This is a genomic window from Hydrogenophaga sp. NFH-34, from assembly GCF_021401345.1.
Classification (GTDB): Bacteria; Pseudomonadota; Gammaproteobacteria; order Burkholderiales; family Burkholderiaceae_C; genus Hydrogenophaga; species Hydrogenophaga electricum.
In genome coordinates, this window is sequence record NZ_JACBGE010000017.1 from 24,998 (window position 1) to 49,793 (window position 24,796).

Below are 24,796 nucleotides of genomic sequence, written 5' to 3' on the forward strand. Positions count from 1 at the left end.
TCCGTGGCCCGGCAGCGCGCCGGTGCCACGTCCCCAGGCTCCCCCGGCTCAGGCGCTCCCGTAACCCCCACCACCCGGTGTGTGGATCTCGAACACGTCACCCGGCTGCATGTCGACCTGGGCAATATGACCCAGGGCTTCCACACGGCCATCGGCACGCACCACGCGGTTGAGGCCCGGTGCCCCCGGGGCGCCACCCGCCATGCCAAACGCGGGATGCACACGGCCATTGGAGAGCATGCTGGCCGTCATGGGTGACAGGAAGCGTACCCGGCGCACGCCACCGTCGCCGCCGCGCCAGCGCCCTGCCCCCCCCGATCCCGGGCGGATCGCATAACCCTCCAGCCGCACCGGGAAGCGGAATTCCAGCACTTCGGGATCGGTCAGGCGCGAATTCGTCATGTGGGTCTGGACCACACTGGTGCCGTCGAAGCCCCCCACCAGTTCCCCCTGCTCGCCGATTTCGCCCCCCGCCCCGCTGCCGCCCGACAGCGTTTCGTAGTACTGGTGCGTCGCGTTGCCGAAGGTGAAGTTGTTCATCGTCGGCTGCGCGCCGGCCATCACACCCAGCGCGCCGAACAGCGCGTTGGTGATGCAGGATGAGGTTTCCACATTGCCCGCCACCACCGAAGCCGGAGGGTTCGGGTTGAGCATGCTGCCCGGTGGAATGATCACCTCCAGCGGCTTCAGGCAGCCCGCGTTGAGCGGAATGTCGTCCTGCACCAGGGTGCGAAACACATAGAGCACGGCGGCCATGCACACGGCCGTGGGCGCGTTGAAGTTGTTCGTCTGCTGCGGGCTGGTGCCGGTGAAGTCGATCTGCGCGCTGCGCGCCGCCGCGTTCACGCGCACCGCCACGGTGATCTGCGCACCGTTGTCCAGCGGCAGGGTGAAGGCGCCATCCTTGAGGCGCGTGATCACGCGGCGCACGGACTCCTCGGCGTTGTCCTGCACGTGGCGCATGTAGGCCTGCACCACGTCGAGCCCGAACTGATCGACCATCTTGCGCAGTTCCTGCACGCCTTTTTCGTTGGCGGCGATCTGTGCCTTCAGGTCGGCCATGTTCTGCTGCGGGTTGCGGGAAGGATATTCACCGCTTTCCAGCAGCGCGATCATCTCTGCCTCGCGCAGCCGGCCGCCTTCGACCAGCTTGAAGTTGTCGATCTGCACGCCCTCTTCTTCGATGCGCGTGGAAAACGGGGGCATCGACCCCGGGGTAGTGCCGCCGATGTCGGCGTGGTGGCCGCGCGACCCCACGTAGAAGGTGGGCTCGCCGGCCGCGCCGATGTAGACCGGCGTGATCACGGTCACGTCGGGCAGGTGGGTGCCACCGTGGTACGGGTCGTTGAGCACATAGACATCGCCCGGCTGCATGCGGCCCGCGTTCTGCCGGATCACGGTCTTGATGCTCTCACCCATGGAGCCCAGGTGCACCGGCATGTGCGGCGCGTTGGCGATCAGGTTGCCCGCGGCATCGAACAGCGCGCACGAAAAATCGAGCCGCTCCTTGATGTTGACCGAATAGGCGGTGTTCTGCAGTTGCAACCCCATCTGCTCGGCGATGTTCATGAACAGGTTGTTGAACACCTCCAGCAGCACCGGGTCGACCGTGGTGCCCACGGCGTGGCGCGTAGCGCGGGGCACGCGGCGCTCCAGCACCAGATGGTCGAGCGCACTGAGCTGCGCCTCCCAACCCGGCTCCACCACGGTGGTGGCATTCTTTTCGGCGATGATGGCCGGCCCCGGGATCACATCGCCCGGGCGCAGGTCTTCGCGCACCACCAGCGCGGCGTCGAGCCACTGGCCCTCGGCGTACATCCGCACGGTGTCGCGGCGGGGCACCTCGCGCGGCGGGTGCAGCGGATGCCGTGGCTCGGCGGGCGCATCCCCCGCCACCACCGCTTCCACCGACACCGCCTCGGCGATCAGCCGCTTGCCCGGCATGAGGAACGCGAAACGCTGGCGGTAAGCGGCTTCGAAGGCCGCTTCGATGGCGGCCAGGTCGCCGAAAGGCACGATGAGCGCGGCATCGCTGCCCTCGTAGCGCACGTGTACCCGGCGGTGCACCTGCACCGCCGAGCGGCTCACCGCCTGCGCCCGCAACTCGTCGCCCGCCGCCTGCGCGAGCGCATCGAGCTGTGCCGAGATCGGCCCGATCGCGGCAGCCTCCAGCACACACTCCACCGCCTGTTCCCTGATCACGTTCTGGTCGGCCAGGCCCATACCGTAGGCACTGAGCACGCCCGCGAGCGGGTGCACAAAAACGCGCTGCATGCCCAGCGCGTCGGCCACCAGGCAGGCGTGCTGGCCGCCAGCGCCGCCGAAACACTGCAGGATGTAGCGCGTCACGTCGTAGCCGCGCGCCACCGAGATCTTCTTGATCGCGTTGGCCATCTGCTGCACCGCGATGCGGATGAAGCCTTCGGCGACGTCTTCGGCCGTGCGGCCGGTCTGCTGCGCGAGGGCGCCGAACTGTTCGCGCACGGCCTCGGCGCTCAGCGCTTCGTCGGCGTTCGGGCCGAACACCCGGGGGAAGTGCGCCGGCTGGATCTTGCCCAGCATCACGTTGGCGTCGGTCACCGCGAGCGGGCCGCCGCGCCGGTAGCTGGCGGGGCCGGGGTTGGCACCCGCACTCTCGGGGCCGACGCGAAAGCGCGCACCGTCGAAGCTCAGGATGGAGCCTCCACCCGCGGCCACGGTGTGGATGCTCATCATGGGCGCGCGCATGCGCACGCCCGCCACCTGGGTCTCGAACTCGCGCTCGAACGCGCCCGCGTAGTGCGACACGTCGGTCGAGGTGCCGCCCATGTCGAAGCCGATCACCTTGATGCCGTGGCCAGGGGTGGCCGCAGAGCCGCCAAAAGCCAGCTCTGCGGTCCGTGCCATGCCCACGATGCCGCCCGCCGGGCCGGAGAGGATCGCGTCTTTGCCCTGGAACCGGTGCGCATCGGTCAGCCCGCCGCTGCTCTGCATGAAGAACAGCGGCACGCCCGGCATCTCGCGGGCCACCTGGTCGACGTAGCGGCGCAGGATGGGCGACAGATAGGCGTCGACCACCGTCGTGTCGCCACGACTGACGAACTTCATCATCGGGCTGGTGGCGTGCGAGGTGCTCACCTGCGTGAAACCCACCTCCTGGGCCAGCCGCGCGGCCGCTGCCTCGTGGTCGGTGTAGCGGTAGCCGTGCAGAAACACGATGGCCACGCTGCGCAGGCCGGCATCGAACGCCGCCCAGAGCCGCTCGCGCAGATGGGCTTCGTTCAGCGGCTCGATCAGTTCACCGTTCGCGCCCACGCGCTCCTGGGCCTCGATCACGCGGCTGTAGAGCAGCTCGGGCAACACGATGTGGCGGTCGAACAGACGTGGCCGGTTCTGGTACGCAATGCGCAGCGCATCGCGGAAGCCGCGCGTGGTCACCAGCAGCGTGGGCTCGCCCTTGCGCTCGAGCAAGGCGTTGGTGGCCACCGTGGTGCCCATCTTCACGCAGGCCACCTGCGCCGGTGTCACGGCCTCCCCGGGCGGCAGGCCCAGCAGGTGGCGGATACCGGCCACCGCGGCGTCGCGGTACTGCTCGGGGTTCTCCGACAGCAGCTTGTGCGTGACCAGCGTGCCATCGGGGCGCCTGGCCACGATGTCGGTGAAGGTGCCGCCGCGGTCGATCCAGAACTGCCAGCGGGTGTCGGGTGTGGTGGCCATGGTGTTCACAAGGAAGCGGCCGAACGGGCGGCCTGGTCGTAGATGCCGGAGAGCACGCGCAGCAGGCGCGCGAGCTGTCCGATGTCGCGGTTGAGCGAATCGTCCGCCTTGAGCGCATGGATCAGGCAGGTTTCCCGGATTTCCCGATAGCGCGCCACGTACGCCTTGCCCGCTTCGGTGGGGCCGTAGGTGACCTCTTTGCCATTCTTGGTCGAGGTGACGACGCCCAGGCCCTGCAATTTCTTGAGCGCGTAGTTGATCAGGTGCGTGTCTTCCACATTCATGATGAAGGCGATGTCGGACAGGCGCTTGTCCCGCGCGCGGTGGGTGACGTGGTGCAGCACCAGCACGTCGAGCGCGGTGAGATCCTTGAGACCGGCCGCACTCATGCAGTGCACGATCCAGCGGTGAAACGCGTTGCCCGAAACGATGAGCCCGAACTCGAACTCGCTCATCTCGGCGCTCTGGGGTGAGACCAGGTGCGCCGAAGACACGATGGGATGCGCCGCGGAGGCGCTGACTGGCTTGGAGCTTGCTTGGGACTTGGCCATGACAGGACGGGCAGCAGGAGAGGATGCCAGTTTAGATTTTTCGTCAATGATTTGCCAACAAATTATTGACATACAGGGAAAACACGAATCACACTTGCCCCTCCCGCAGCCAGAATCCCTGACGCCCCGGGCTCGGGCCCATCGAGTCTTCAACCTACCGGAGTCGCCGACATGAAACGCCGTTGCTTTCACTTCACCCTGGCCGCCAGCGCCCTGGCCCTGAGCCTGCCCGCACTGGCCCAGACCAAGTGGGACCTGCCCGCCGCCTACCCGGCCACGAACTTCCACACGGTCAACCTGACGCAGTTCGCCAGCGACGTGGACAAGGCCACGGGCGGCAAGCTCAAGATCACCGTGCACGCCAACGCTTCCCTGTTCAAGGCCCCGGAAATCAAGCGTGCGGTGCAAGGCGGCCAGGCCCAGGCCGGCGAAATCCTGCTGCCCAACTTCCAGAACGAATGGCAGATCTTCGGTGCCGACGGCATCCCCTTCCTGGCCGACAGCTACGACGAATCGCTCAAGCTCTACAAGGCCCAGAAGCCACTGCTGGACAAGAAGCTGGGTGAACAGGGCATGATGCTGCTGTACGCTGTGCCGTGGCCCCCGCAGGGTCTGTACAGCAAGAAGCCGATCAACAGCGCGGCCGACCTCAAGGGCGCCAAGTGGCGCGCCTACAGCCCGGCCACCGCCCGCATCGCCGAACTGGTGGGTGCCCAGCCGGTGACCGTGCAGGCGGCCGAGCTGTCGCAGGCCCTGGCCACGGGCGTGGTCGAAGCGAACATGACCTCCGGCGCCACCGGCATGGACAGCAAGCTCTACGAGCACCTGAAGCACTACTACGACGTGCAGGCCTGGCTGCCCAAGAACGCGCTGCTGGTGAACAAGAAGGCCTTCGACGCGCTGGACAAGCCGGTGCAGGAGGCCGTGCTCAAGGCCGCGGCCGAGGCCGAAACCCGCGGCTGGGCCGCCTCGCAGAAGGTCAACACCGACACCCTGGCCGGCCTCAAGACCAACGGCATGAACGTGGCCCCGCCCTCCCCTGCGCTCAAGGACGATCTCAAGAAGGTCGGCGACACCATGCTCAAGGAATGGCTGGACAAAGCCGGCCCCGATGGCCAGGCCCTGCTGGACGCCTACCGCAAATAAGCCTTCAGGCCCGCCATGAGAAAACTGCTCGACGGGCTCTACGACGGGGCGGCCTGGCTGGCCGCCCTGTGCATGATCGGTGTGCTGGCGATGGTGCTGCTCTCCATCGTCAGCCGCCTGGTGGGCTGGCACGTGCCCGGCACCGACGCCTACGCCGGCTACGCCATGGCCGGGGCCGGGTTCCTGGCGCTGGCGCACACGCTCAAGCGCAACGAACACATCCGTGTCACGCTCGTCATCGGTCGCCTCACCGGTTCGGCCCGCAAGGGCATGGAAATGTGGGCCCTGAGCGTGGCGGTGCTGCTCTCGGGCCTGTTCGCGTACTACGCGGCGCGGCTGGCCTGGCAATCGCACGCCTTCCACGACATCTCCACGGGCAACGACGCCACCCCGCTGTGGGTCCCGCAACTGGCCATGGTGGCCGGCACCTGGGTACTGTTTATCGCCTTCGTGGACGAATGGGTGCTGGAATGGCGCGGACAGCGGCGCCTGAACGACTCACAGGAGACCCATCATGAGTGACATGGCCATCACCGGCCTGCTGGTCCTGACCCTGTTCCTCCTGCTGGGCAGCGGCGTGTGGATCGGCCTCACGCTGGCCGGCGTGGCCTGGATCGGCATGGAGCTCTTTTCCTCGCGCCCGGCGGGCGACGCCATGGCGGTGACCATCTGGGGCTCGGCCAGCAGTTGGACGCTGACCGCGTTGCCACTGTTCGTGTGGATGGGCGAAATCCTCTTCCGCACCAAGCTCTCGGAGAGCATGTTCCGCGGTCTGGCACCGTGGGTCAACGCACTGCCGGGCCGGCTGCTGCACACCAACATCCTGGGCAGCACCATCTTCGCTGCGGTGTCGGGCTCGTCGGCCGCCACCTGCGCCACGATCGGCAAGATGACCATCCCGGAACTGTCACAACGCGGCTACCCCCCAGAAAAGATCGTCGGATCGCTGGGCGGCGCCAGCACGCTGGGGCTGCTGATCCCGCCCTCGATCATCATGATCGTCTACGGCGTCGCCGCCGAGGTGTCGATCGCCAAGCTGTTTGTGGCAGGGGTGCTGCCCGGCCTGCTGCTGGCCGCGCTGTTCTCCGGCCACCTGATGGTCTGGGCCCTGCTCAACCCCGACAAGGTGCCCAAGGCGGATGCCGGCCTGTCGTTCGCCCAGAAGCTGGCCGAGTCGCGCCACCTGATCCCGGTCGTGCTGCTTATCGGCGGCGTCATCGGCACCATCTACACCGGCATCGCCACCGCCACCGAAGCCGCTGCCGTGGGCGTGGTCGGGGCGCTGATCCTGTCGGCCAGCCAGGGCTCGCTCAACGCGGCCACGTTCAAGGCCTCGCTGCTCGGCGCCACGCGGCTGTACTGCATGATCGCGCTGATCCTGGCCGGCGCCGCGTTCCTGACGCTGGCCATGGGCTACATCGGCCTGCCCCGCCACCTGGCGGAGTTCGTCGGCAGCCTGGGCCTATCGCCCGGTGCCCTGCTGCTGGCACTGGCGCTGTTCTACATGCTGCTCGGCTGCTTTCTCGACGGCATTTCCATGATCGTGCTGACCATGGGCGTGATCCTGCCGACCGTGTCGGCGGCCGGCATCGACCTGATCTGGTTCGGCATCTTCGTGGTGATCGTGGTGGAAATGGCGCAGATCACGCCGCCGGTCGGCTTCAACCTGTTTGTGCTGCAAGGCATGACAAAACGCGAAATCACCTGGATCGCCAGCGTCTGCGCGCCGTACTTCCTGCTGATGGTGCTGGCCCTGCTGCTGTTGTGGTGGTTTCCGGGGCTGGTGAACTGGCTGCCTTCCCGGATGTGAGCGCCACTTCCTCTAAGATGATCGCCCCGCACCGGCCGGTGACGGGGCTTTTTTTTCGGATAGTTGCCTTGTTCAAGAACGTGACCCTCTACCGCCTGGCCCCCGGCTGGGCGCCCTCCCTGGAAGACATGGAAGCCGCCCTCGATCCGGCTCGTTTCGTGCCCTGCGGCGCGACGCAGGACAAGTCGATCGGCTGGGTGCCGCCGCGTGGCGAAGAACACGGCCCCCTGGTCGAATCGGTCAACGGCCAGCGCATCCTGCGCCTGGCCATCGAAACCAAGGCCGTGCCCGGCGCCGTGGTGCGCAAGAAGGCCCAGGAAGCGGCCGACCACATCGAAGCCACCACCGGCCGCAAGCCGGGCAAAAAGGAAACCAAGGCCCTGCGTGAGGACGCGCTGCTGGCGCTGCTGCCGCAGGCCTTTGCCCGCCAGGGCCAGATCGGGGTCTGGATCGACCTGGAAAACGGCTGGCTGGTGACCGACGCCGGCAGCCAGGGCAAGAACGATGAAGTGGTCACCGCCCTGGTGCGCGCCTTCGACGGCCTCGCCCTGGGCCTGCTGCAGACCGCGGTCTCACCGCAAACGGCCATGACGGCCTGGCTGTCGGCGCAGGATGCCGATGAATGGCCTGCCGGGATCGCGGTGGAGCGCGAATGCGAACTGCGTTCGGCCGACGAGGAAAAGTCCGTGGTGCGCTTCACGCGCCACCACCTGCTCAACGACGAGGTGCGCAAACACGTGGCCGAGGGCAAGCTGCCCACCAAGCTCGCGATGAGCTGGGAAGGCCGCGTCGGTTTCGTGCTGACCGAAGGGCTGCAGCTCAAGAAATTGAATTTTCTGGACGGGGTGTTCGACGACCGCCCCAGCGGCGACGACGAGGACGCCTTCGACACCGACGTGGTGCTGGCCACCGGTGAGCTGCGCCAGCTCATCCCCGCGCTGGTCGAGGCACTCGGTGGCGAACTGCCCCCGGGCAGCGCCGCCCCGGTGAGCCCGCCAGCCAGCGCCGCATCGGGCACCACGACCACGGGCAAGGCCGCCCCGCTGGCCACGGTGGCCGACGACGACAGTCCCCCGTTCTGATCGCCAGACCTGAGCCCCATGCCCACCGTCCTCGCCATCTGCATCGGCGCCAGTCTCGGCGCCCTGTCCCGCTGGCAACTCGCGCAGTGGCTCAACCAGGGCCACGCCGTGCTGCCCTGGGGCACCCTGGCTGCCAACTGGCTGGGGGCGTGGCTCATCGGCCTGGTGGTGGCCGCCCTGCAGGCCCTGCCCGACATCGACCCCGTCTGGCGGCTGGCGCTGGTCACGGGCTTCCTCGGTGCGCTGACCACCTTCTCGACCTTTTCGGTCGAAGTGGTGTCGCTGCTCCAGCATGGCCGCATCGGGCTGGCCCTGGCCAATGCCGCCTTGCACCTGCTGGGCTCGCTGACACTGACCTGGCTGGGACTGCAAGCAGGCAGCCGCTGGTTCGGCCAGGGCTGACCGGTCTTCCCCAATCCAGAGACTTTGGTCTGCCCCTGGCCAGAACAAACACCCAAACCGGTATTTTTCGCCCGCCAAAGCAGGAAGGAGACCGCATGAAGCGCACCATCTCGCGCCGGCTGGTGCCAACCGAACAGCGACGCCACCCTCGCAAAAGCGGCGCCCGGCGAGCGCACGCTGCGCGCCCGCTCCTTGTGCCAGGTCAACAGGCCGGTTCACGCGCCTTGGGGATACTGCAGGGTTTCGCGCCCCAAGCACGGATAATGCAGGGTTGCCGTTGGCAGTCCTGCCGACGCCCCTCGTGAACTGAATGATGAAAAGACTGGACGACTTCCGCCTGCGCATGGGCCGCGATGAATTGGTGCCCATCATGATTGGCGGCATGGGCGTGGACATCTCCTCGGCCGACCTGGCGCTCGAAGCCGCCCGCCTCGGTGGCGTGGGCCACATTTCCGACGCGATGATCAAGACGGTCACCGACCGCCGCTACCAGACCAAATACGTCAAGGCCAAGCAGGCCCAGTACAAGCACAACATGGCCTCGTCGGACAAGTCCGAGGTCAAGTTCAACCTGGGCGACCTGGCCGAAGCCACGCGGCTGCACGTGCAGCACACCATGGAGCGCAAGCGCGGCAACGGCATGGTGTTCATCAACTGCATGGAAAAGCTGACGATGAACGCCCCCAAGGACACGCTCAAGATCCGCATGGCTTCCGCGCTGGACGCCGGGATCGACGGCATCACGCTGGCGGCCGGCCTGCATCTGGGTTCGTTCGCCCTGATCGAGGACCACCCGCGTTTCCGCGACGCCAAGCTGGGCATCATCGTCTCCAGCCTGCGCGCGCTGCAGCTGTTCCTGAAGAAGAATTCACGCCTCAACCGCCTGCCCGACTACGTGGTCGTCGAAGGCCCGCTGGCGGGCGGCCACCTTGGCTTCGGCATGGACTGGGCGCAGTACGACCTGGCCACCATCGTGGCCGACATCCGTGCCTGGCTGGTGGCCGAACAGCTCGACATCCCCCTGATCCCGGCCGGCGGCATCTTCACCGGCAGCGACGCGGTGCGCTTCCTGGAAAACGGCGGCGCGGCGGTGCAGGTGGCGACCCGCTTCACCGTCACGCGCGAATGCGGCCTGCCCGACGACGTCAAGCAGGAGTATTTCAAGGCCGACGAAGACGACATCGAGGTCAACGAAATTTCGCCCACCGGCTACCCGATGCGCATGATCAAGGCCAGCCCCGGCATCGGTGACGGCATTCGCCCGAACTGCGAGGCCTATGGCTACCTGCTCGACGCCAACGGCAAGTGCGCCTACGTCGACGCCTACTACCGCGAACTCGCCGCCCACCCGGGTGAAAAGCGCATCTCGGTGAAGGACAAGACCTGCCTGTGCACGCACATGCGCAACTTCGCCATCTGGACCTGCGGCCAGACCGCCGGGCGCCTGAAGGCGACCACGGTGCGCGCGGCCGACGGCAGCTACCAGCTGCTCAGCGCCGAACACGTGTTCAACGACTATCTGCTCAGCACCGACGACCAGATCCGGCTGCCCGAGCCCGAAACCGCGCTGGCCTGAGCGCCCCCGGTGCCCGCTTCGGCCGGGCACCGGCCTGATGCGCTGCAACAAGCGCGTCTCAATTTGAGAATCCTTGCGCCCGGGCGCGGCGATCCCCGCCGAACCAAGGGTTTCCACGCAGCCCGTCCGCGGGACGGCGTGATTCACTGCATCTTGCCCCTCGACAACATCAGGAGACAAGCATGCAGGTTGAACTCAAGGTCAACGGCAAGGCCGTGACCGTGACCGCGGCGCCCCACACGCTGCTGGTCCAGGCGCTGCGCGAGCATCTCAAGCTCACCGGAACCCATGTGGGTTGCGACACGGCCCAGTGCGGCGCGTGCACCGTGCTGATGAACGGCAAGGCCGTCAAGTCCTGCAACCTGCTGCTGGCCCAGGCGGGCGGCAGCGAGGTCACGACCATCGAAGGTCTGGCCCAGGCGGACGGCACGCTGCACCCGATGCAGGCGGCCTTCAAGGAGTGCCATGGCCTGCAATGCGGCTTCTGCACCACCGGCATGGTCATGAGCGCGGTCGACCTCTGCCGGCGCCGCCCCGACGCCAACGAAACCGAAGTGCGCGAGATGCTGGAAGGCAACCTCTGCCGCTGCACCGGTTACCAGAACATCGTCAAGGCCGTGGTGCAAGGCGCCGCGGCCATGAAAGCCTGAGGAGCGCGGACATGGGTGCCACCGACTTTGCCAAGCTGCCGCACATCGGCGAATCCGTCCGCCGCAAGGAGGACTACCGCTTCCTCACCGGGGCCGGCCAGTACACCGACGACATCGCGCTCGCCGGGACCACGTATGCCGTGTTCGTGCGTTCGCCACACGCGCACGCCAGGATCAACGGCGTCGACAAATCGGCCGCGCTGGCCGCCCCGGGCGTGATCGGCGTGTTCGACGGCGCCGACGTCGCGGCCGACAAGATCGCCGGCCTGCCCTGCGGCTGGCTCATCACCAGCACCGACGGCACGCCCATGAAAGAGCCTGCCCACCCCATCCTGGCCCAGGGCAAGGCGCGTTACGTGGGCGACCACGTGGCCATGGTGGTCGCCGAAACGCTGGAACAGGCGCGCAACGCGGCCGAGCTGGTCAACGTCGACTACGAACCGCTGCCGGCGGTGGTCGACGTGCGCGACGCGCAGCAGGCCGGTGCCAGCGCGGTGCACACCGAAGCGCCCGACAACCACTGCTACAAGTGGGCCATCGGCGACAAGTCGCAGGTCGATGCGGCGTTCGCCAACGCCGCCCACGTCACCCGGCTGGACCTGACCAACAACCGACTGGTGCCCAACGCCATGGAGCCGCGCGCGGCCATCGGTCACTACAACCGCGCCACCGACGAATACACGCTCTACGTGGCCAACCAGAACCCGCACGTCGAGCGGCTGCTGATGACGGCCTTCGTGATGGGCCTGCCCGAGCACAAGGTGCGCGTCATCGCGCCCGACGTGGGCGGTGGTTTCGGCTCCAAGATCTACCTCTATGCCGAGGACGTGTGCCTGACCTGGGCGTCCAAAAAGCTCAACCGGCCGATCAAGTGGACCTGCGAGCGCGCCGAGGCCTTCCTGTGCGACGCGCATGGCCGCGACCACGTCAGCCACGCCGAACTGGCGATGGACCAGGACGGCAAGTTCCTGGCCCTGAAGGTGCACACCGACGCCAACCTGGGCGCCTACCTGTCGACCTTCGCCTCGGCCGTGCCCACCATCCTCTACGCCACCCTGCTGGCCGGCCAGTACACCACGCCGCAGGTGTATGTGGAGGTGGACGCCTGGTTCACCAACACCGCCCCGGTCGACGCCTACCGCGGCGCGGGCCGGCCCGAAGCGACCTACCTGCTTGAGCGCATCGTCACCCGCGCCGCTTGGGACATGGGCCTGAGCCAGGACGAAATCCGGCGCCGCAACTTCATCACCCAGTTCCCGTACCAGACACCGGTGGCGCTGCAGTACGACACGGGGGACTACCCCGCCTGCCTGGAACAGGCCAACCAGTTGGCCGACGTGGCCGGCTTCCCGGCGCGCCAGGCGGCGTCCAAGGCCCGGGGCCTGCTGCGCGGCATCGGCTACAGCAGCTACATCGAAGCCTGCGGCCTGGCGCCTTCCAACATCGCCGGGGCGCTGGGCGCGCGCGCCGGCCTGTTCGAATGCGGCGAAGTGCGCGTGCACCCCACCGGCAGCGTGACGGTGTTCACCGGCTCGCACAGCCACGGCCAGGGGCACGAGACCACGTTCGCGCAGGTCGTGGCCTCGCGCCTGGGCCTCACGCCCGACCAGGTCGACATCGTGCACGGTGACACCGGCCGCGTACCCTTCGGCATGGGCACCTACGGCTCGCGCTCGATCTCGGTGGGCGGCGCGGCCATCATGCGCGCGCTGGACAAGATCGAGGCCAAGGCCAAGAAGATCGCGGCCCACCTGATGGAAGCCAGCGACGCCGACGTCGACTTCACCAATGGCGAATTCACCGTCAAGGGCACCGACAAGAAGGTCACGTTCGGCCAGGTCGCGCTCACCGCCTACGTGCCGCACAACTACCCGCTGGACAAGCTGGAGCCGGGCCTGAACGAGACCGCGTTCTACGACCCGACCAACTTCACCTACCCGGCCGGCACCTACATCTGCGAGGTCGAGATCGACCCCGAGACCGGTGTGGTGCGCGTGGACCGCTTCACCGCGGTGGACGATTTCGGCACCATCATCAACCCGATGATCGTCGAAGGCCAGGTGCACGGCGGCCTGGTGCAGGGCATCGGCCAGGCCCTGCTGGAGAACTGCGTCTACGACCGCGAGACCGGGCAACTGGTCACCGGCTCGTTCATGGACTACACCATGCCGCGCGCCGACGACTTCCCCGAGTTCAAGCTGGGCCACGTCTGCACGCCCTGCACCACCAACCCGCTGGGCACCAAGGGCTGTGGCGAGGCCGGGGCCATCGGCTCGCCGCCGGCGGTCATCAACGCCGTGCTCGATGCCCTGGCGCCACTGGGCGTCAAGGACCTGGACATGCCCGCCAGCCCGCACCGCGTGTGGGAGGCCATTCAGGCGGCCCGGTCGTGATCCCGAGGAGCGCCGCCCGTGGTGGCGGCGCTCCTCGGCCAGCCCATTTCCTTCGAGGAGCAGATCCCCATGTATGCTTTCACCCTTGAACAGCCCACCACCCTGGCCCAGGCCCTGCAGCAGATCGGCGCGGGCGGGCAGGCCCTGGCCGGAGGCCAGACCCTGATCGCCTCGCTCAAGCAGCGCCTGGCGCAGCCCGAAACCCTGATCGACCTGGGCCTAGTGCCCGAACTCGCGGGCATCCGCCGCGAAGGTGCCGGGGTGATGATCGGTGCCATGACGCGCCATGAAGCCGTGGCCGGCAGTGCCGATGTGCAGCAAGCCATCCCCGCACTCGCGGCCCTGGCCGGGGGCATCGGCGACCGGCAGGTGCGCGCCATGGGCACGCTCGGGGGCTCGGTCGCCAACAACGACCCGGCCGCCGACTACCCCGCCGCCGTGCTCGCTCTGGGCGCCTCGGTGCACACCGACCGGCGCCAGATCGCGGCCGACGACTTCTTCCAGGGCATGTACACCACCGCGCTGGAACCGGGCGAGCTCATCAAGGCCATTCACTTCCCGGCGCCGCGCAAGGCCGGCTACGCCAAGTTCCGCCAGCCGGCCTCGCGCTTTGCGCTGGTGGGCGTGTTCGTCGCCAAGACCGACAGCGGCGTGCGCGTGGCCATCACCGGGGCCGGCAACGGCGTGTTCCGCCACGCGGGGCTGGAAGCCGCGCTCAACGCCAGCTTCACGCCGCAAGCCGTGGACGCGGTGGCGGTGGACGCCAGTGAGCTCAACAGCGACCTGCACGCCAGCGCCGCCTACCGGGCGCAACTGATCAAGGTACAGGCCCGCCTCGCGGTGGCCCGGGCCAACGGCTGAACGCGCCCATGACGGCAGGCCAAGGCCCCGCACCCCCGCCCTCCGCCGCCGGCTCGATCGACGCGCTCACCGCCGCGCTGGTGGCCCAGGGCTACCACGCGCCACGGGCGCTGGTGACCGCGGTCTTTCTGGCCCTGCGGCTGGAGCGGCCGCTGCTGCTCGAAGGCGAACCCGGCGTGGGCAAGACCGAACTGGCCAAGGCCCTGGCCCGGGTGCTGGGGCGTCCGCTGATCCGCCTGCAGTGTTACGACGGCATGGAGCAGCGCGAAGCGCTCTACGAATGGAACCACACGGCCCAGCTGCTGCACATGCGTGCGGCGGAACTGAGAGTGCCCACGTTCGGCACGGGCGGGGCCGCCGAAGAGGCTGCCGCCCCCTCGGCGCGGTCTGGCAGCGGCGGTGCCAACCCGGAGCAGATCGAGCGCGAGGTCTACCAGGAGCGCTACCTGATCCGCCGCCCCCTGCTGCAGGCACTGCAGGCCCCGCCACCGGGCGCGGTGCTGCTGATCGACGAGGTGGACCGGGCCGACGAGCCCTTCGAAGCCTTTCTGCTCGAATACCTGGGCGAATACCAGGTCAGCATCCCGGAACTGGGCACCATCCGCGCGCAGGCCACGCCCGTGACGCTGCTGACCAGCAACCGCACGCGCGACCTCAACGACGCCGTCAAGCGCCGCTGCCTGTACCAGTGGATGGACTACCCCGACCGCGAGCGCGAACTCGCCATCGTGCGCAGCCAGGTGCCCGACGCGGGCGATGCGCTGTCGGCCCAGGTCAGCGCCTTTGTGGGCCGCCTGCGCTCGCAGCCCTTTGCCAATGCCTTCCAGCGCGCGCCCGGTATCGCCGAAAGCGTGGAATGGGCCAAGGCCCTGGTGGCACTGGACACGCTCGTGCTCGACCCGGAAGTGGTGCAGGGCACGGCCGGCATCCTGTTCAAGCAGCGCGAAGACGTGGCCGCGCTGCTGCCGCTGATCGACCAACTGCTCGCCGCATGAGCCACACACCGTTTTCCTCAGCCCGCCGGGCGGCACCCGCCCCGTCCCCCGCCATCTGAGGCGCCATGCAGCTCGGCGACGCCCGCAGCGGCAAGCTGCCCGACAACCTCACCGGCTTCGGCCGGGCGCTGCGCCGCGCCGGCGTGCCGGTGGACAGCAGCCGCCTGGCCCTGGCCCAGGTGTCGCTGCGCTGGGTCGGACTGGAGCGCCGCGACGACCTGCGCGCCGCCCTGCAGGCCGTGCTGATCAGCCGGCCGCAGGACATCGAAGTCTTCCAGCAGCTGTTCGAAGCCTGGTTCCGCAACCCCGAGCTGGCGCAGCAACTGCTGGCGCAGATGCTGCCCAAGGCCGCCCCGGCGCATCCGCCGAAACGCAAGCCCCGGGTGCAGGAGGCCTTGCAGGCACCCCGCCCACCCGGCCAGGGCGCCCGTCCCGAATCCGAAGTGAAGCTGGACGCGGCCATGAGCGCCAGCGCCCGTACCCGCCTGCACCAGGCAGACTTCGCCAGCCTCAGCGCGAGCGAATACCGCCTCATCGAACAGTTGGTGCGCGACGTGCCGCTGCCGCTGCCACCCGTGCCCGGCCGCCGCACCCGGGCCGGCCTGCGCGGCGCCCAGCCCCACTGGGCGGCCGCCCTCCGGCAGGCCCAGCGCCAACAGGGCGAACTGCTGTGGCTGCCGCGCCGTGCCCGCGTTTCGCAGCCGCTGCCGCTGCTGGTGCTGGTGGACATTTCCGGCTCCATGGAACGCTACGCGCGCCTGCTGCTGGCCTTCCTGCACGCGGCCACGCGCGGCCGCCCGCGCGCCGCCTACGCCTTCGGCACCGCGCTGACCGACCTGCGCACCGCCTTCCGCCACAGCGACACCGACCGCATGCTCGCCGACACCAGTGCCGCCATCGCCGATTTTGCTGGCGGCACGCGCCTGGGCGCCTCGCTGGCGCAACTGCGCACGCAACACGCCCGGCAACTGGTGGGCCGCCGCACCGTGGTGCTGCTGATCACCGACGGGCTGGACACCGGCGAGCCCGACGCACTCGACACCGAAGTGCAATGGCTCAAACGCCACTGCCGCCGCCTGCTCTGGCTCAACCCGCTGCTGCGCTACGACGGCTACGCCCCGCTGGCGCGCGGTGCCGCGGTGCTGCACCGCCACGCCGACGCCATGCTGCCCGTGCACAACCTCAGCCACCTTGAAGACCTGGCCGATGCCCTGGCCCGGTTGATGAAAACCTGACTGCCTTTTTCCACGAACCCGGAGACGCCCCATGGACATGCAAGGACAACGGACCCTCACCGCGACCCAGCAACAGGCCTGGGCGGCGCTGAACGACCCTGAGGTGCTGCGCGCCTGCATCCCCGGCTGCGAAAAATTCGAGCCTGCCGGCGACAACGCCTACAGCGTGACCACCGCCCTCAAGATCGGGCCGGTCTCGGCCCGCTTCTCGGGCAAGGTGCAGCTCACCGACATCGTGCCGCCGCAGTCGTACCAGCTCAATTTCGACGCCCAGGGCGGCGTGGCCGGCTTCGGCAAGGGCCAGTCGAGCGTGTCGCTGCACCCCGTCGACGGGGGTTGCGAACTGCGCTACAGCGTGCACTCGACCGTGGGCGGCAAGATCGCCCAGCTCGGCCAGCGCCTCATCGACGGCGCCGCCAAGACCCTGGCCGACGACTTCTTCAAACGCTTCGAGGCCGAACTGGCACAGCGCCACCCGCCCGCCGACACCGCCGCGACCGACACTCCCGCGAAGGCCGCAGCGGACACCGAAGCGACCGAGAAGAGCGGAGGGTTCCCGGCCTGGGTCTGGATCGCCGGCATCGGCCTCGGCCTGGCGCTGGTGTGGTTCGTGACACGCTGACGGGGCCGCCATGGAAAACCTGGATGTCACCGTGCTGCGCCACCTGCTGCAGTGGCGCCAGGAAGGCCGCCGTGCGCTGCTGGCCACCGTCATCCGGACCTGGGGATCGTCGCCCCGGCCGGTCGGCTCCATCATGGCGCTGTGCGAAACCGGTGCAGTGGCCGGCTCGGTCTCCGGGGGCTGCATCGAAGACGACCTGATCTACCGCTACAGCCGCGCCCACACAGCGGCCGGTTCCCCGTCTGCCGAGGGCGTGACCCACGACATCCCCGACGGCCCGCCCGAACGCGTGCGGTACGGGGTCACGGCCGACGAAGCGCACCGCTTCGGCCTGCCCTGCGGCGGCACCCTGGAGCTGCTGCTGGAATTCAACCCCGACGCGACCGCGCTGCAGGCCTTGCTGACCGCGCTCACCGATGGCCGCCTGATACTGCGCCACACCGAGATCGCCACCGGCCGCGTGCACCTGGAGGCGATCGAACGGCCGCAACCGCTGAGCGATGACGGCACCACGCTGCGCAACAGCTTCGGCCCCGAATACCGGCTGCTGCTGATCGGCGCCGGCCAGCTCAGCGAATACCTGGCCAGCATGGCGCTGTTCTGCGGCTTTGCCGTGACCGTGTGCGACCCGCGCGAGGAATACCGGGGCGGCTGGTCGGTGGCCGGCGTGCAGGTGGCCACCGGCATGCCCGATGACGTGGTGCGCGACTTCCACGTCGACCGGCGCACCGGGGTGATCGCGCTCACCCACGATCCGAAGCTGGACGATCTGGCCCTGCTGGAGGCACTGGACAGCGACGCTTTCTACATCGGCGCCATCGGCTCGCGGCGCAACAACCAGGCCCGCCGCGCGCGCCTGATCGAGCACTTCGGGCAGACCGAAGAACGGCTGGCCCGCCTGCGCGGGCCCATCGGGCTGTACATCGCCAGCAAGACCCCGCCGGAGATCGCCGTGAGCATCATGGCCGAGGTCCTGGCGGTGAAAAACGGCGCACCGCTGCCCGAAGAAATGGCCGTGGCCATCGCCAAAGACCGCATGCTGCCCAGCGGTGCCGATGGCCCCGTCTGTGGCACGCCGCCCCGCCCCCCGACACCCCGGTGACGCACCCACCCCGCTCTGCCACACCGACCACCCGCCTGGGTGTCGTGCTGCTGGCCGCCGGTGCCGGCACCCGCCTGGGGGGTGTGCCCAAATGCCTGATTCACCACGGCGGGCACACCTTGCTGGCGCGCACGCTGGGCCACCTGAAGACGCTCGCGAGCGCGCCCGCGCTGACCATCGACACCGTGCTGGTGCTCGGCCACCACGCGCCGGCCATCGAAGCGGCGCTGCCCACCGCCCTGGCCCAAGCCGGCCTGCCGCCGTCGGCGCTGCGCTGCGTGCACAACCCGGCGCCCGGCGACGAACCGGCCGACTCCCTGCACCTGGGCCTGGCGGCGCTGCCTGCCGAAGTGACCACCGTGATGGTGCTGCTGGCCGACCAGCCGTGGCTGGACGCCCACGATCTGCGTGAAACCCTGCAGGCCTTCCAGCAACGCCCGGCGGGAACCACCGCCCTGGTGCCCATGGTCGACGGCGAGCCGGGCCACCCGGTGGTGCTGGCAGCCGGCCTCGCGCAGGCGTTGCGCGCCACGGGCGCCAGCCTGCGCCAGTGGCGCCGCACCCAGCCGGCAGCGGTGTACGCCTGGCCCGCGCCCAACCGCCACCCGGTCGACGACCTGGACACGCCCGCCGACCTGGACCGCCTGCGCGCCCGGACCGGCCAGGCCTGGGAACTGCCCGCATCCGGGCAGACCCTCTCCCCGCCCGCGCCGCAGACGGGTTCAATGGCAGCAGCAATGCCCCCCGACAGCCATCGCCCGCGCGAGAGCCATCCATGACCCCGAGCCCGCCTTCCACGCTGCCTACCGACACCCGGCTGGACCTCATCGACCGGGCCCGGGAAGCGGTGCTGCACGCGCGCCAGGAAGTGCCCACGCCCTGGCTGGACCCGATGATCGAGCGCTCCTGGCGGCGCTGTCTGTCGCAAGGCTTCGAGCCCGACCGCCGCGTGGAATTCGACGCCGTCGGGCCCGGCGCACAGCGCCGCGCGCTCGACGCCAGCCAGCCCCTGCTGCAGGCGGCGGGGCCGGTGATCCAGTCGCTCGCCCGCGCCATGCTGCACACGCGTTACTTCGCCATGCTGACCGATGCGCGCGGCACGGTCATCGAGGTCAGCGGCCCGGTGGACCGCCAGAACCCGCACGCCGCCGCCATCGCCCGCGTCGGGGTCGACCTCTCCGAAGCCGCCGTCGGCACCACCGCCATCGGCACCACGCTGGCCGAGCAGCAATCGGTCTGGCTGCACCGCGGCGAGCACTTCTTCCGCGACACCAGCGTGTTCAGTTGCGCGGGCGCCCCGATCCGTGGCCCGCTGGGCGAATGCGTGGGCATGCTCGACCTCACCGGCGTCGACGTGGCCGAACAGCCGGCACTGCGGCATCTGGTCACGCAGGCCGCGCGCGGCATCGAAAACGCCATGGTGCTGGCCGCGCCGCACCGGCTGCTGCTGCGGCTGAACTGGCCGGGCCGCGTGCTGGGTGACGACACCGACGGCCTGGTGTGCCTGGACGGCGACGGCCGGGTCACGGCCCTGAACCGGTCGGCCGCCGAGATGCTGAGCGTGCGCCCGCGCCTGGGTCAGCAGCCCGGCCACGCGGCCGACCTGTTCGCGGTCCCGTTCGACACCCTGTTCGATGCCGCACGCCAGCAGCGTGGCAGCCTGGAAGTGCCTCTGTGGTCGGGTCTGCGCATCCAGGTGCTGGCGCGCCAGCCAGACATGGCCAGAGGCCGGACACATGCGGCCTCGGCCGGAAGCGGCCAGGGCGGTGTACCCCTGCGTGATCTGGAAACCTCGCTCATCCGCAAGGCGGTGGCCGACGCGCGCGGCAACGTGATGGAAGCGGCCCGGGCACTCGGCATCAGCCGGGCCACGGTCTACCGCAAGCTGCGCGGCCCCCGCTGAAAGCGCTTCAGTCGAGCCACTTCTGCATGAACTGGGCGGTGCCCATGGCCGGGTCGAGCTGGTAACCCGCGTAGCCGATGCGCTGGTACAGCCGCATCGCAGGCGCATTGCCCGAGAGCACTTCCAGGGTCATCTTGACGGCGCCCCGCTCGCGGGCGATCCGCTCGGCCTCGCGCAGCATGGCCTCGGCAATGCCCCGCCCCCGTTGGCTGGCCATGACGGCGACGTCGTGCACGTTGACCAGCGGCTTGCACCGGAAGGTGGAAAACCCCTCGATGCAGTTGACCAGGCCCACCGCCTGCGCCCCGTCGAAAGCCAGAATGCTGAACGCGTGTGGACGCGCCGCGAGTTCGGCCACGAGGTGGGTCTTGGCAAAGTCCGACAACGGCTCGGCACCGCCCGCCGGATCGCTGGCATAGGCATCGAGCACCTGCACGATGGCGGCAGCGTCGGCTGCATCGGTGTAGGCGGCCTGGCGGATGGAGAAAGCGGCCGCCATCAGCCGGCCCTCACGGCATCGGCCAGGCGCTCGGCGCAGGCCTGCGCCTGGCCGGCATCGCGCGCTTCGACCATCACACGCAGCAGCGGCTCGGTCCCGCTGGCGCGGATCAGCACACGCCCCGCGTCGCCCAGTTCGGCCTCGACGGACTGGGTTTCGGTGGCCAGAAGGGTGTTGGCCTTCCAGTCCTGACCGGGCTGCAGGCGCACATTGACCAGCGTCTGCGGAAACAGGGTCACGTCGGCCAGCAACTGCGCCATGGTCTGGCCGCTGTCCACGCAGGCATTGAGCACCTGCAGCGCCGACACCAGGCCGTCGCCCGTGGTGTGGCGGTCGAGCACCAGCAGGTGGCCCGAGCCTTCACCTCCCAGCGTCCAGCCGCGCCGTTCCAGCTCTTCGAGCACGTAACGGTCACCGACCTTGGCACGCGCAAAAGCCACGCCCTTGCGGCGGAACGCCACTTCCACCGCCATGTTGGTCATGAGCGTGCCCACCACACCGGGCACGTCGATGTCGCGCGCGATGCGGTCGGCCGCGATGAGGTAGAGCAGTTCGTCGCCGTTGAACAGGCGACCCGTGGCGTCGACCATCTGCAGGCGGTCGGCGTCGCCGTCGAGCGCGACCCCGTAGTCGGCGCCCTGCTCCCTGACGGCAGCCACCAGCGCTTCGGGGTGCGTGGCGCCCACACCCTGGTTGATGTTGAGCCCGTCGGGGTTGCAGCCGATCTTCACCACTTCGGCCCCGAGTTCGTGAAACACGTGCGGAGCAATGTGGTAGGCCGCACCATGGGCCGCGTCGACCACGATCTTCAGCCCCTTGAGCGAGAACTGGTGCGGGCAGGTGCTCTTGCAGAACTCGATGTAGCGGCCGGCCGCATCGTCCAGCCGGCGTGCCTTGCCCAGGCCGGCCGAGTCCACCCACACCGGCGGCTCGTCCAGCGCCGACTCGACCGCCAGCTCCCAGTCGTCGGGCAGCTTGGTGCCCAGCGCACTGAAGAACTTGATGCCGTTGTCGGCAAACGGGTTGTGGCTGGCGCTGATCACCACGCCCAGACTCGCGCGCTGGGCCCGCGTGAGGTAGGCCACGGCAGGCGTGGGCACGGGACCGAGCAGCACCACGTCAACCCCGGCGGAGTTGAAGCCGGATTCGAGCGCCGATTCGAGCATGTAGCCGGAAATGCGCGTGTCCTTGCCGATCAGCACCGTGGGCCGGGCTTCGGTACGGCGCAGCACACGGCCCACCGCGTGGGCCAGACGGAGCACAAAATCGGGGGTGATGGGGGCTTGCCCGACGGTGCCGCGAATGCCGTCGGTGCCAAAGTACTTGCGGGTCATGACTGGTTTTCCTCCGGGGGCGCCTGGGAAATCGGATGGCGGGCACTGCGCTGGAAAGCGGGCCGGCCGGGCGCGGTCGACATTATCGTTGCGGCTCAGGCCACGTCGCGCACCGCTTGCCAGACCCGCAGCGCGTCCACCGTCTCGCGCACGTCGTGCACCCGCACCACGGCCGCACCGTGCTGCACGGCCAGCAAGGCCGCTGCCACGCTGGCCGCGGCGCGATCGGCCGGCTGCGCCTGCCCGGTCACGGCGCCGAGCGAGGACTTGCGCGACCAGCCGGCCAGCACCGCACAGCCTGTGGCCGCCAGTGCCGATTGGTGCGCCAGCAGGCTGAAGTTCTGCGCCACGGTCTTGCCAAAGCCGATGCCCGGGTCCACCGTGATGCGGCTGGCCGCCACAGCGCGCGCTGCCAGCACCTGCACGCGTTCCTGCAGGAACTCCACCACCGGCGCCACCACGTCGCCCGCCATGGGTGCGGCCTGCATGGTCTGCGGATCGCGGTGCATGTGCATCAGGCACACGCCGCAGCGCGGATGCCCGGCCACGACGTCCACCGCGTGCCCGCGCCGCAGGGCCCAGATGTCGTTGACGATGTCGGCCCCGGCGTCGAGCACCGCCTGCATCACCTCCGGCTTGTAGGTATCGACCGAAACCGGCACCCCCAGCTTCACGGCTTCGCGCACCACGGGCAGCACGCGCGCCAGTTCCGCCTCCAGCGGCACGGCCGGACTGCCGGGGCGCGTCGACTCGCCACCGATGTCCAGCAGGTGGGCGCCTTCGCGCAGCACCTGTTCACAGTGCCGCAGTGCCGCCACCGTGTCGGCGTGCTCCCCCCCGTCGGAGAACGAATCCGGCGTCACGTTGACGATGGCCATCACCTGCGGCTGGCGCAGGTCGATGTCGAAACGGGTGGTGGTCCAGACGGGGTGGTTCATGGAAAACGGTCAAACACTGCAGCCAAACAATGAAAACGGGGCCCGAAGGCCCCGCCGGAGACACCGCCGCGGGTCAGGCCGCGGTGGGTGCTGTGTCGGTGTTGACGGCGGGCGTGCCGCCACTGCTGCCACCACCACCGGCCGACGGTGTGCGCGGTGTCCAGTCCTTGGGCGGGCGCGGGGGCTTGCCGGCCATGATGTCGTCGATCTGCTCCGCGTCGATGGTTTCCCATTCCAGCAGGGCCTTGGCCATGGCATGCATCTTGTCGCTGTGTTCCTCGATCAGCCGGCGCGCCAGGGCGTACTGCTCGTCAAGGATGCGGCGAACTTCCGCGTCGACCTTCTGCATGGTCTGCTCGGAGATGTTGGTGGTCTTGGTCACCGAACGGCCCAGGAACACCTCGCCCTCGTTCTCGGCGTAGACCATGGTGCCCAGTGCCTCGCTCATGCCGTAGCGCATGACCATGTCGCGGGCGATGTGCGTGGCGCGCTCGAAGTCGTTGCTGGCGCCCGTGGTCATCTGGTTCATGAACACCTCTTCCGCGATGCGCCCGCCGAACAGCATGGCGATCTGGTTGAGCATGAACTCCTTGTCCTGGCTGTAGCGGTCCTGCTCGGGCAGGCTCATGGTCACGCCCAGCGCACGGCCGCGCGGGATGATGGTGACCTTGTGCACCGGATCGCACTTGGGCAGCAGCTTGCCGATGAGGGCGTGGCCAGCCTCGTGGTAGGCGGTGTTCTTGCGCTCTTCCTCGGGCATGACCATGGTCTTGCGCTCGGGGCCCATGAAGATCTTGTCCTTGGCCTTCTCGAAGTCCTGCATCTCGACCACGCGCGCGTTGCGGCGCGCGGCCATCAGGGCGGCTTCGTTGCACAGGTTGGCCAGGTCGGCGCCGGACATGCCGGGCGTGCCACGCGCAATGATGCTGGCGTTGACGTCGGTGCCCAGCGGGATCTTGCGCATGTGCACGTTCAGGATCTGCTCGCGGCCGCGGATATCGGGCAGCGTCACGTACACCTGACGGTCGAAGCGGCCGGGGCGCAGCAGGGCGGCGTCCAGGATGTCCGGGCGGTTGGTGGCAGCCACCACGATCACGCCCAGGTTGGTCTCGAAACCGTCCATCTCGACCAGCATCTGGTTGAGGGTCTGTTCGCGCTCGTCGTTGCCGCCACCGAGGCCGGCACCCCGCTGGCGACCCACCGCGTCGATTTCATCGATGAAGATGATGCAGGGGGCGTTCTTCTTGGCGTTTTCGAACATGTCGCGCACGCGGGCCGCGCCCACGCCGACGAACATTTCCACGAAGTCGGAGCCCGAGATGCTGAAGAACGGCACCTTGGCTTCGCCAGCGATGGACTTGGCCAGCAGCGTCTTGCCGGTGCCCGGAGGGCCGACCAGCAGCAGGCCGCGCGGAATACGCCCGCCCAGCTTCTGGAATTTCTGCGGGTCCTTCAGGAAGTCGACGACCTCCTTCACCTCTTCCTTGGCCTCGTCGCAGCCGGCCACGTCGGCAAAGGTGATGGTGTTGTTGTTCTCGTCGAGCATGCGTGCCTTGCTCTTGCCGAAGCTGAAGGCACCACCCTTGCCGCCGCCTTGCATCTGGCGCATGAAGTAGATCCACACGCCGATCAGCAGCAGCATCGGGCCCCAGCTGACCAGCAGGGTCATGAGCAGTGAGCCTTCTTCGCGCGGCTTGACATCGAACTTGACGTTGTTGTTGATCAGGTCGCCCACCAGACCCCGGTCGAGGTAGGTGGCGTTGGTGCGGATGCGGCGGTCATCGGTGGTCACGGCCACGATTTCCGTGCCACCCGGGCCTTCCTGGATGGTGGCGCTCTTGACTCGCTGCGCCTTGACCTCGTCCAGAAAATCCGAATAGGCCACGGTGCCCGCGCCGGTCATGCTCCGCCCATCGAACTGCTTGAAGACGGTGAAAAGCACCATGGCGATCACCATCCACACGGCAATTTTCGAGAACCACTGGTTGTTCAAAAGTGTCT

General features: G+C 68.8%; 21 protein-coding genes. 15 read left to right on the forward strand and 6 right to left on the reverse strand.

Annotation, left to right across the window (positions count from 1 at the left end):
* Nucleotides 1-48: 48 nt before the first annotated feature.
* Together L0977_RS16455 and L0977_RS16460 are read right to left on the reverse strand one after the other, a co-directional pair.
* The gene (locus L0977_RS16455) at nucleotides 49-3,696 is read right to left on the reverse strand and encodes a hydantoinase B/oxoprolinase family protein (protein ID WP_234265942.1); all 3,648 of its coding nucleotides are present in this window, start codon (nucleotides 3,694-3,696) and stop codon (nucleotides 49-51) included.
* 5 nt (nucleotides 3,697-3,701) lie between these two features.
* Entirely contained in the window at nucleotides 3,702-4,247 is a 546-nt protein-coding gene (locus tag L0977_RS16460) for a winged helix DNA-binding protein (protein WP_234265943.1), read from the reverse strand.
* Nucleotides 4,248-4,418: 171 nt separating this feature from the next.
* On the opposite strand from L0977_RS16460, the gene L0977_RS16465 reads away from it, so the two are divergent.
* The 15 genes from L0977_RS16465 (at nucleotide 4,419) to L0977_RS16535 (ending at nucleotide 20,024) form a co-directional block, all read left to right on the forward strand.
* Nucleotides 4,419-5,393, forward strand: a complete 975-nt coding sequence (locus L0977_RS16465; protein WP_234265944.1) for a TRAP transporter substrate-binding protein — start codon at nucleotides 4,419-4,421, stop codon at nucleotides 5,391-5,393.
* Between the two features lie 15 nt (nucleotides 5,394-5,408).
* Nucleotides 5,409-5,915 carry a TRAP transporter small permease gene (locus L0977_RS16470; protein ID WP_234265945.1) on the forward strand — a complete coding sequence of 169 codons (507 nt, stop codon included), beginning with the start codon at nucleotides 5,409-5,411 and terminating at the stop codon, nucleotides 5,913-5,915.
* Nucleotides 5,908-7,203, forward strand: coding sequence for a TRAP transporter large permease (locus tag L0977_RS16475; RefSeq protein WP_234265946.1), 1,296 nt, complete (start codon nucleotides 5,908-5,910; stop codon nucleotides 7,201-7,203). The genes L0977_RS16470 and L0977_RS16475 overlap by 8 nt, the downstream gene beginning before the upstream one ends.
* A 68-nt stretch (nucleotides 7,204-7,271) precedes the next feature.
* Nucleotides 7,272-8,285: a recombination-associated protein RdgC gene (locus L0977_RS16480; RefSeq protein WP_234265947.1), complete on the forward strand. Its 1,014-nt coding sequence runs from the start codon at nucleotides 7,272-7,274 to the stop codon at nucleotides 8,283-8,285.
* Nucleotides 8,286-8,303: 18 nt separating this feature from the next.
* A complete protein-coding gene (gene crcB / locus L0977_RS16485) occupies nucleotides 8,304-8,687 on the forward strand; it encodes a fluoride efflux transporter CrcB (protein WP_234265948.1) in 384 nt (127 codons plus the stop codon).
* A gap of 313 nt (nucleotides 8,688-9,000) precedes the next feature.
* Entirely contained in the window at nucleotides 9,001-10,263 is a 1,263-nt protein-coding gene (locus tag L0977_RS16490; RefSeq protein ID WP_234266024.1) for a nitronate monooxygenase, read from the forward strand.
* 182 nt (nucleotides 10,264-10,445) lie between these two features.
* A complete protein-coding gene (locus L0977_RS16495) occupies nucleotides 10,446-10,913 on the forward strand; it encodes a (2Fe-2S)-binding protein (protein ID WP_234265949.1) in 468 nt (155 codons plus the stop codon).
* A gap of 11 nt (nucleotides 10,914-10,924) precedes the next feature.
* Nucleotides 10,925-13,306 carry a xanthine dehydrogenase family protein molybdopterin-binding subunit gene (locus L0977_RS16500; protein WP_234265950.1) on the forward strand — a complete coding sequence of 794 codons (2,382 nt, stop codon included), beginning with the start codon at nucleotides 10,925-10,927 and terminating at the stop codon, nucleotides 13,304-13,306.
* Nucleotides 13,307-13,375: 69 nt separating this feature from the next.
* Nucleotides 13,376-14,167: an FAD binding domain-containing protein gene (locus tag L0977_RS16505; RefSeq protein WP_234265951.1), complete on the forward strand. Its 792-nt coding sequence runs from the start codon at nucleotides 13,376-13,378 to the stop codon at nucleotides 14,165-14,167.
* 8 nt (nucleotides 14,168-14,175) lie between these two features.
* Nucleotides 14,176-15,162 (forward strand): AAA family ATPase, encoded by a 987-nt coding sequence (locus L0977_RS16510; RefSeq protein ID WP_234265952.1) that lies wholly within the window; start codon nucleotides 14,176-14,178, stop codon nucleotides 15,160-15,162.
* 65 nt (nucleotides 15,163-15,227) lie between these two features.
* Nucleotides 15,228-16,397 (forward strand): vWA domain-containing protein, encoded by a 1,170-nt coding sequence (locus L0977_RS16515; protein ID WP_234265953.1) that lies wholly within the window; start codon nucleotides 15,228-15,230, stop codon nucleotides 16,395-16,397.
* A gap of 31 nt (nucleotides 16,398-16,428) precedes the next feature.
* The gene (locus tag L0977_RS16520; protein WP_234265954.1) at nucleotides 16,429-17,019 is read left to right on the forward strand and encodes a CoxG family protein; all 591 of its coding nucleotides are present in this window, start codon (nucleotides 16,429-16,431) and stop codon (nucleotides 17,017-17,019) included.
* A gap of 10 nt (nucleotides 17,020-17,029) precedes the next feature.
* Nucleotides 17,030-18,121 (forward strand): XdhC family protein, encoded by a 1,092-nt coding sequence (locus tag L0977_RS16525; protein WP_234265955.1) that lies wholly within the window; start codon nucleotides 17,030-17,032, stop codon nucleotides 18,119-18,121.
* Nucleotides 18,118-18,900 carry a nucleotidyltransferase family protein gene (locus L0977_RS16530; protein ID WP_234265956.1) on the forward strand — a complete coding sequence of 261 codons (783 nt, stop codon included), beginning with the start codon at nucleotides 18,118-18,120 and terminating at the stop codon, nucleotides 18,898-18,900. The genes L0977_RS16525 and L0977_RS16530 overlap by 4 nt, the downstream gene beginning before the upstream one ends.
* Nucleotides 18,897-20,024 carry a helix-turn-helix domain-containing protein gene (locus L0977_RS16535; protein WP_234265957.1) on the forward strand — a complete coding sequence of 376 codons (1,128 nt, stop codon included), beginning with the start codon at nucleotides 18,897-18,899 and terminating at the stop codon, nucleotides 20,022-20,024. The genes L0977_RS16530 and L0977_RS16535 overlap by 4 nt, the downstream gene beginning before the upstream one ends.
* 7 nt (nucleotides 20,025-20,031) lie before the next feature.
* Here the strand turns inward: L0977_RS16535 and L0977_RS16540 are convergent, their stop codons facing one another.
* From L0977_RS16540 to ftsH, 4 genes are all read right to left on the reverse strand, one after another.
* Nucleotides 20,032-20,523: a GNAT family N-acetyltransferase gene (locus L0977_RS16540; protein ID WP_234265958.1), complete on the reverse strand. Its 492-nt coding sequence runs from the start codon at nucleotides 20,521-20,523 to the stop codon at nucleotides 20,032-20,034.
* Entirely contained in the window at nucleotides 20,523-21,857 is a 1,335-nt protein-coding gene (glmM, locus tag L0977_RS16545; protein ID WP_234265959.1) for a phosphoglucosamine mutase, read from the reverse strand. The genes L0977_RS16540 and glmM overlap by 1 nt, the downstream gene beginning before the upstream one ends.
* Before the next feature lie 95 nt (nucleotides 21,858-21,952).
* A complete protein-coding gene (gene folP, locus L0977_RS16550; protein WP_234265960.1) occupies nucleotides 21,953-22,795 on the reverse strand; it encodes a dihydropteroate synthase in 843 nt (280 codons plus the stop codon).
* A gap of 73 nt (nucleotides 22,796-22,868) precedes the next feature.
* Nucleotides 22,869-24,788 (reverse strand): ATP-dependent zinc metalloprotease FtsH, encoded by a 1,920-nt coding sequence (gene ftsH / locus L0977_RS16555; protein WP_234265961.1) that lies wholly within the window; start codon nucleotides 24,786-24,788, stop codon nucleotides 22,869-22,871.
* Nucleotides 24,789-24,796 lie beyond the last annotated feature (8 nt).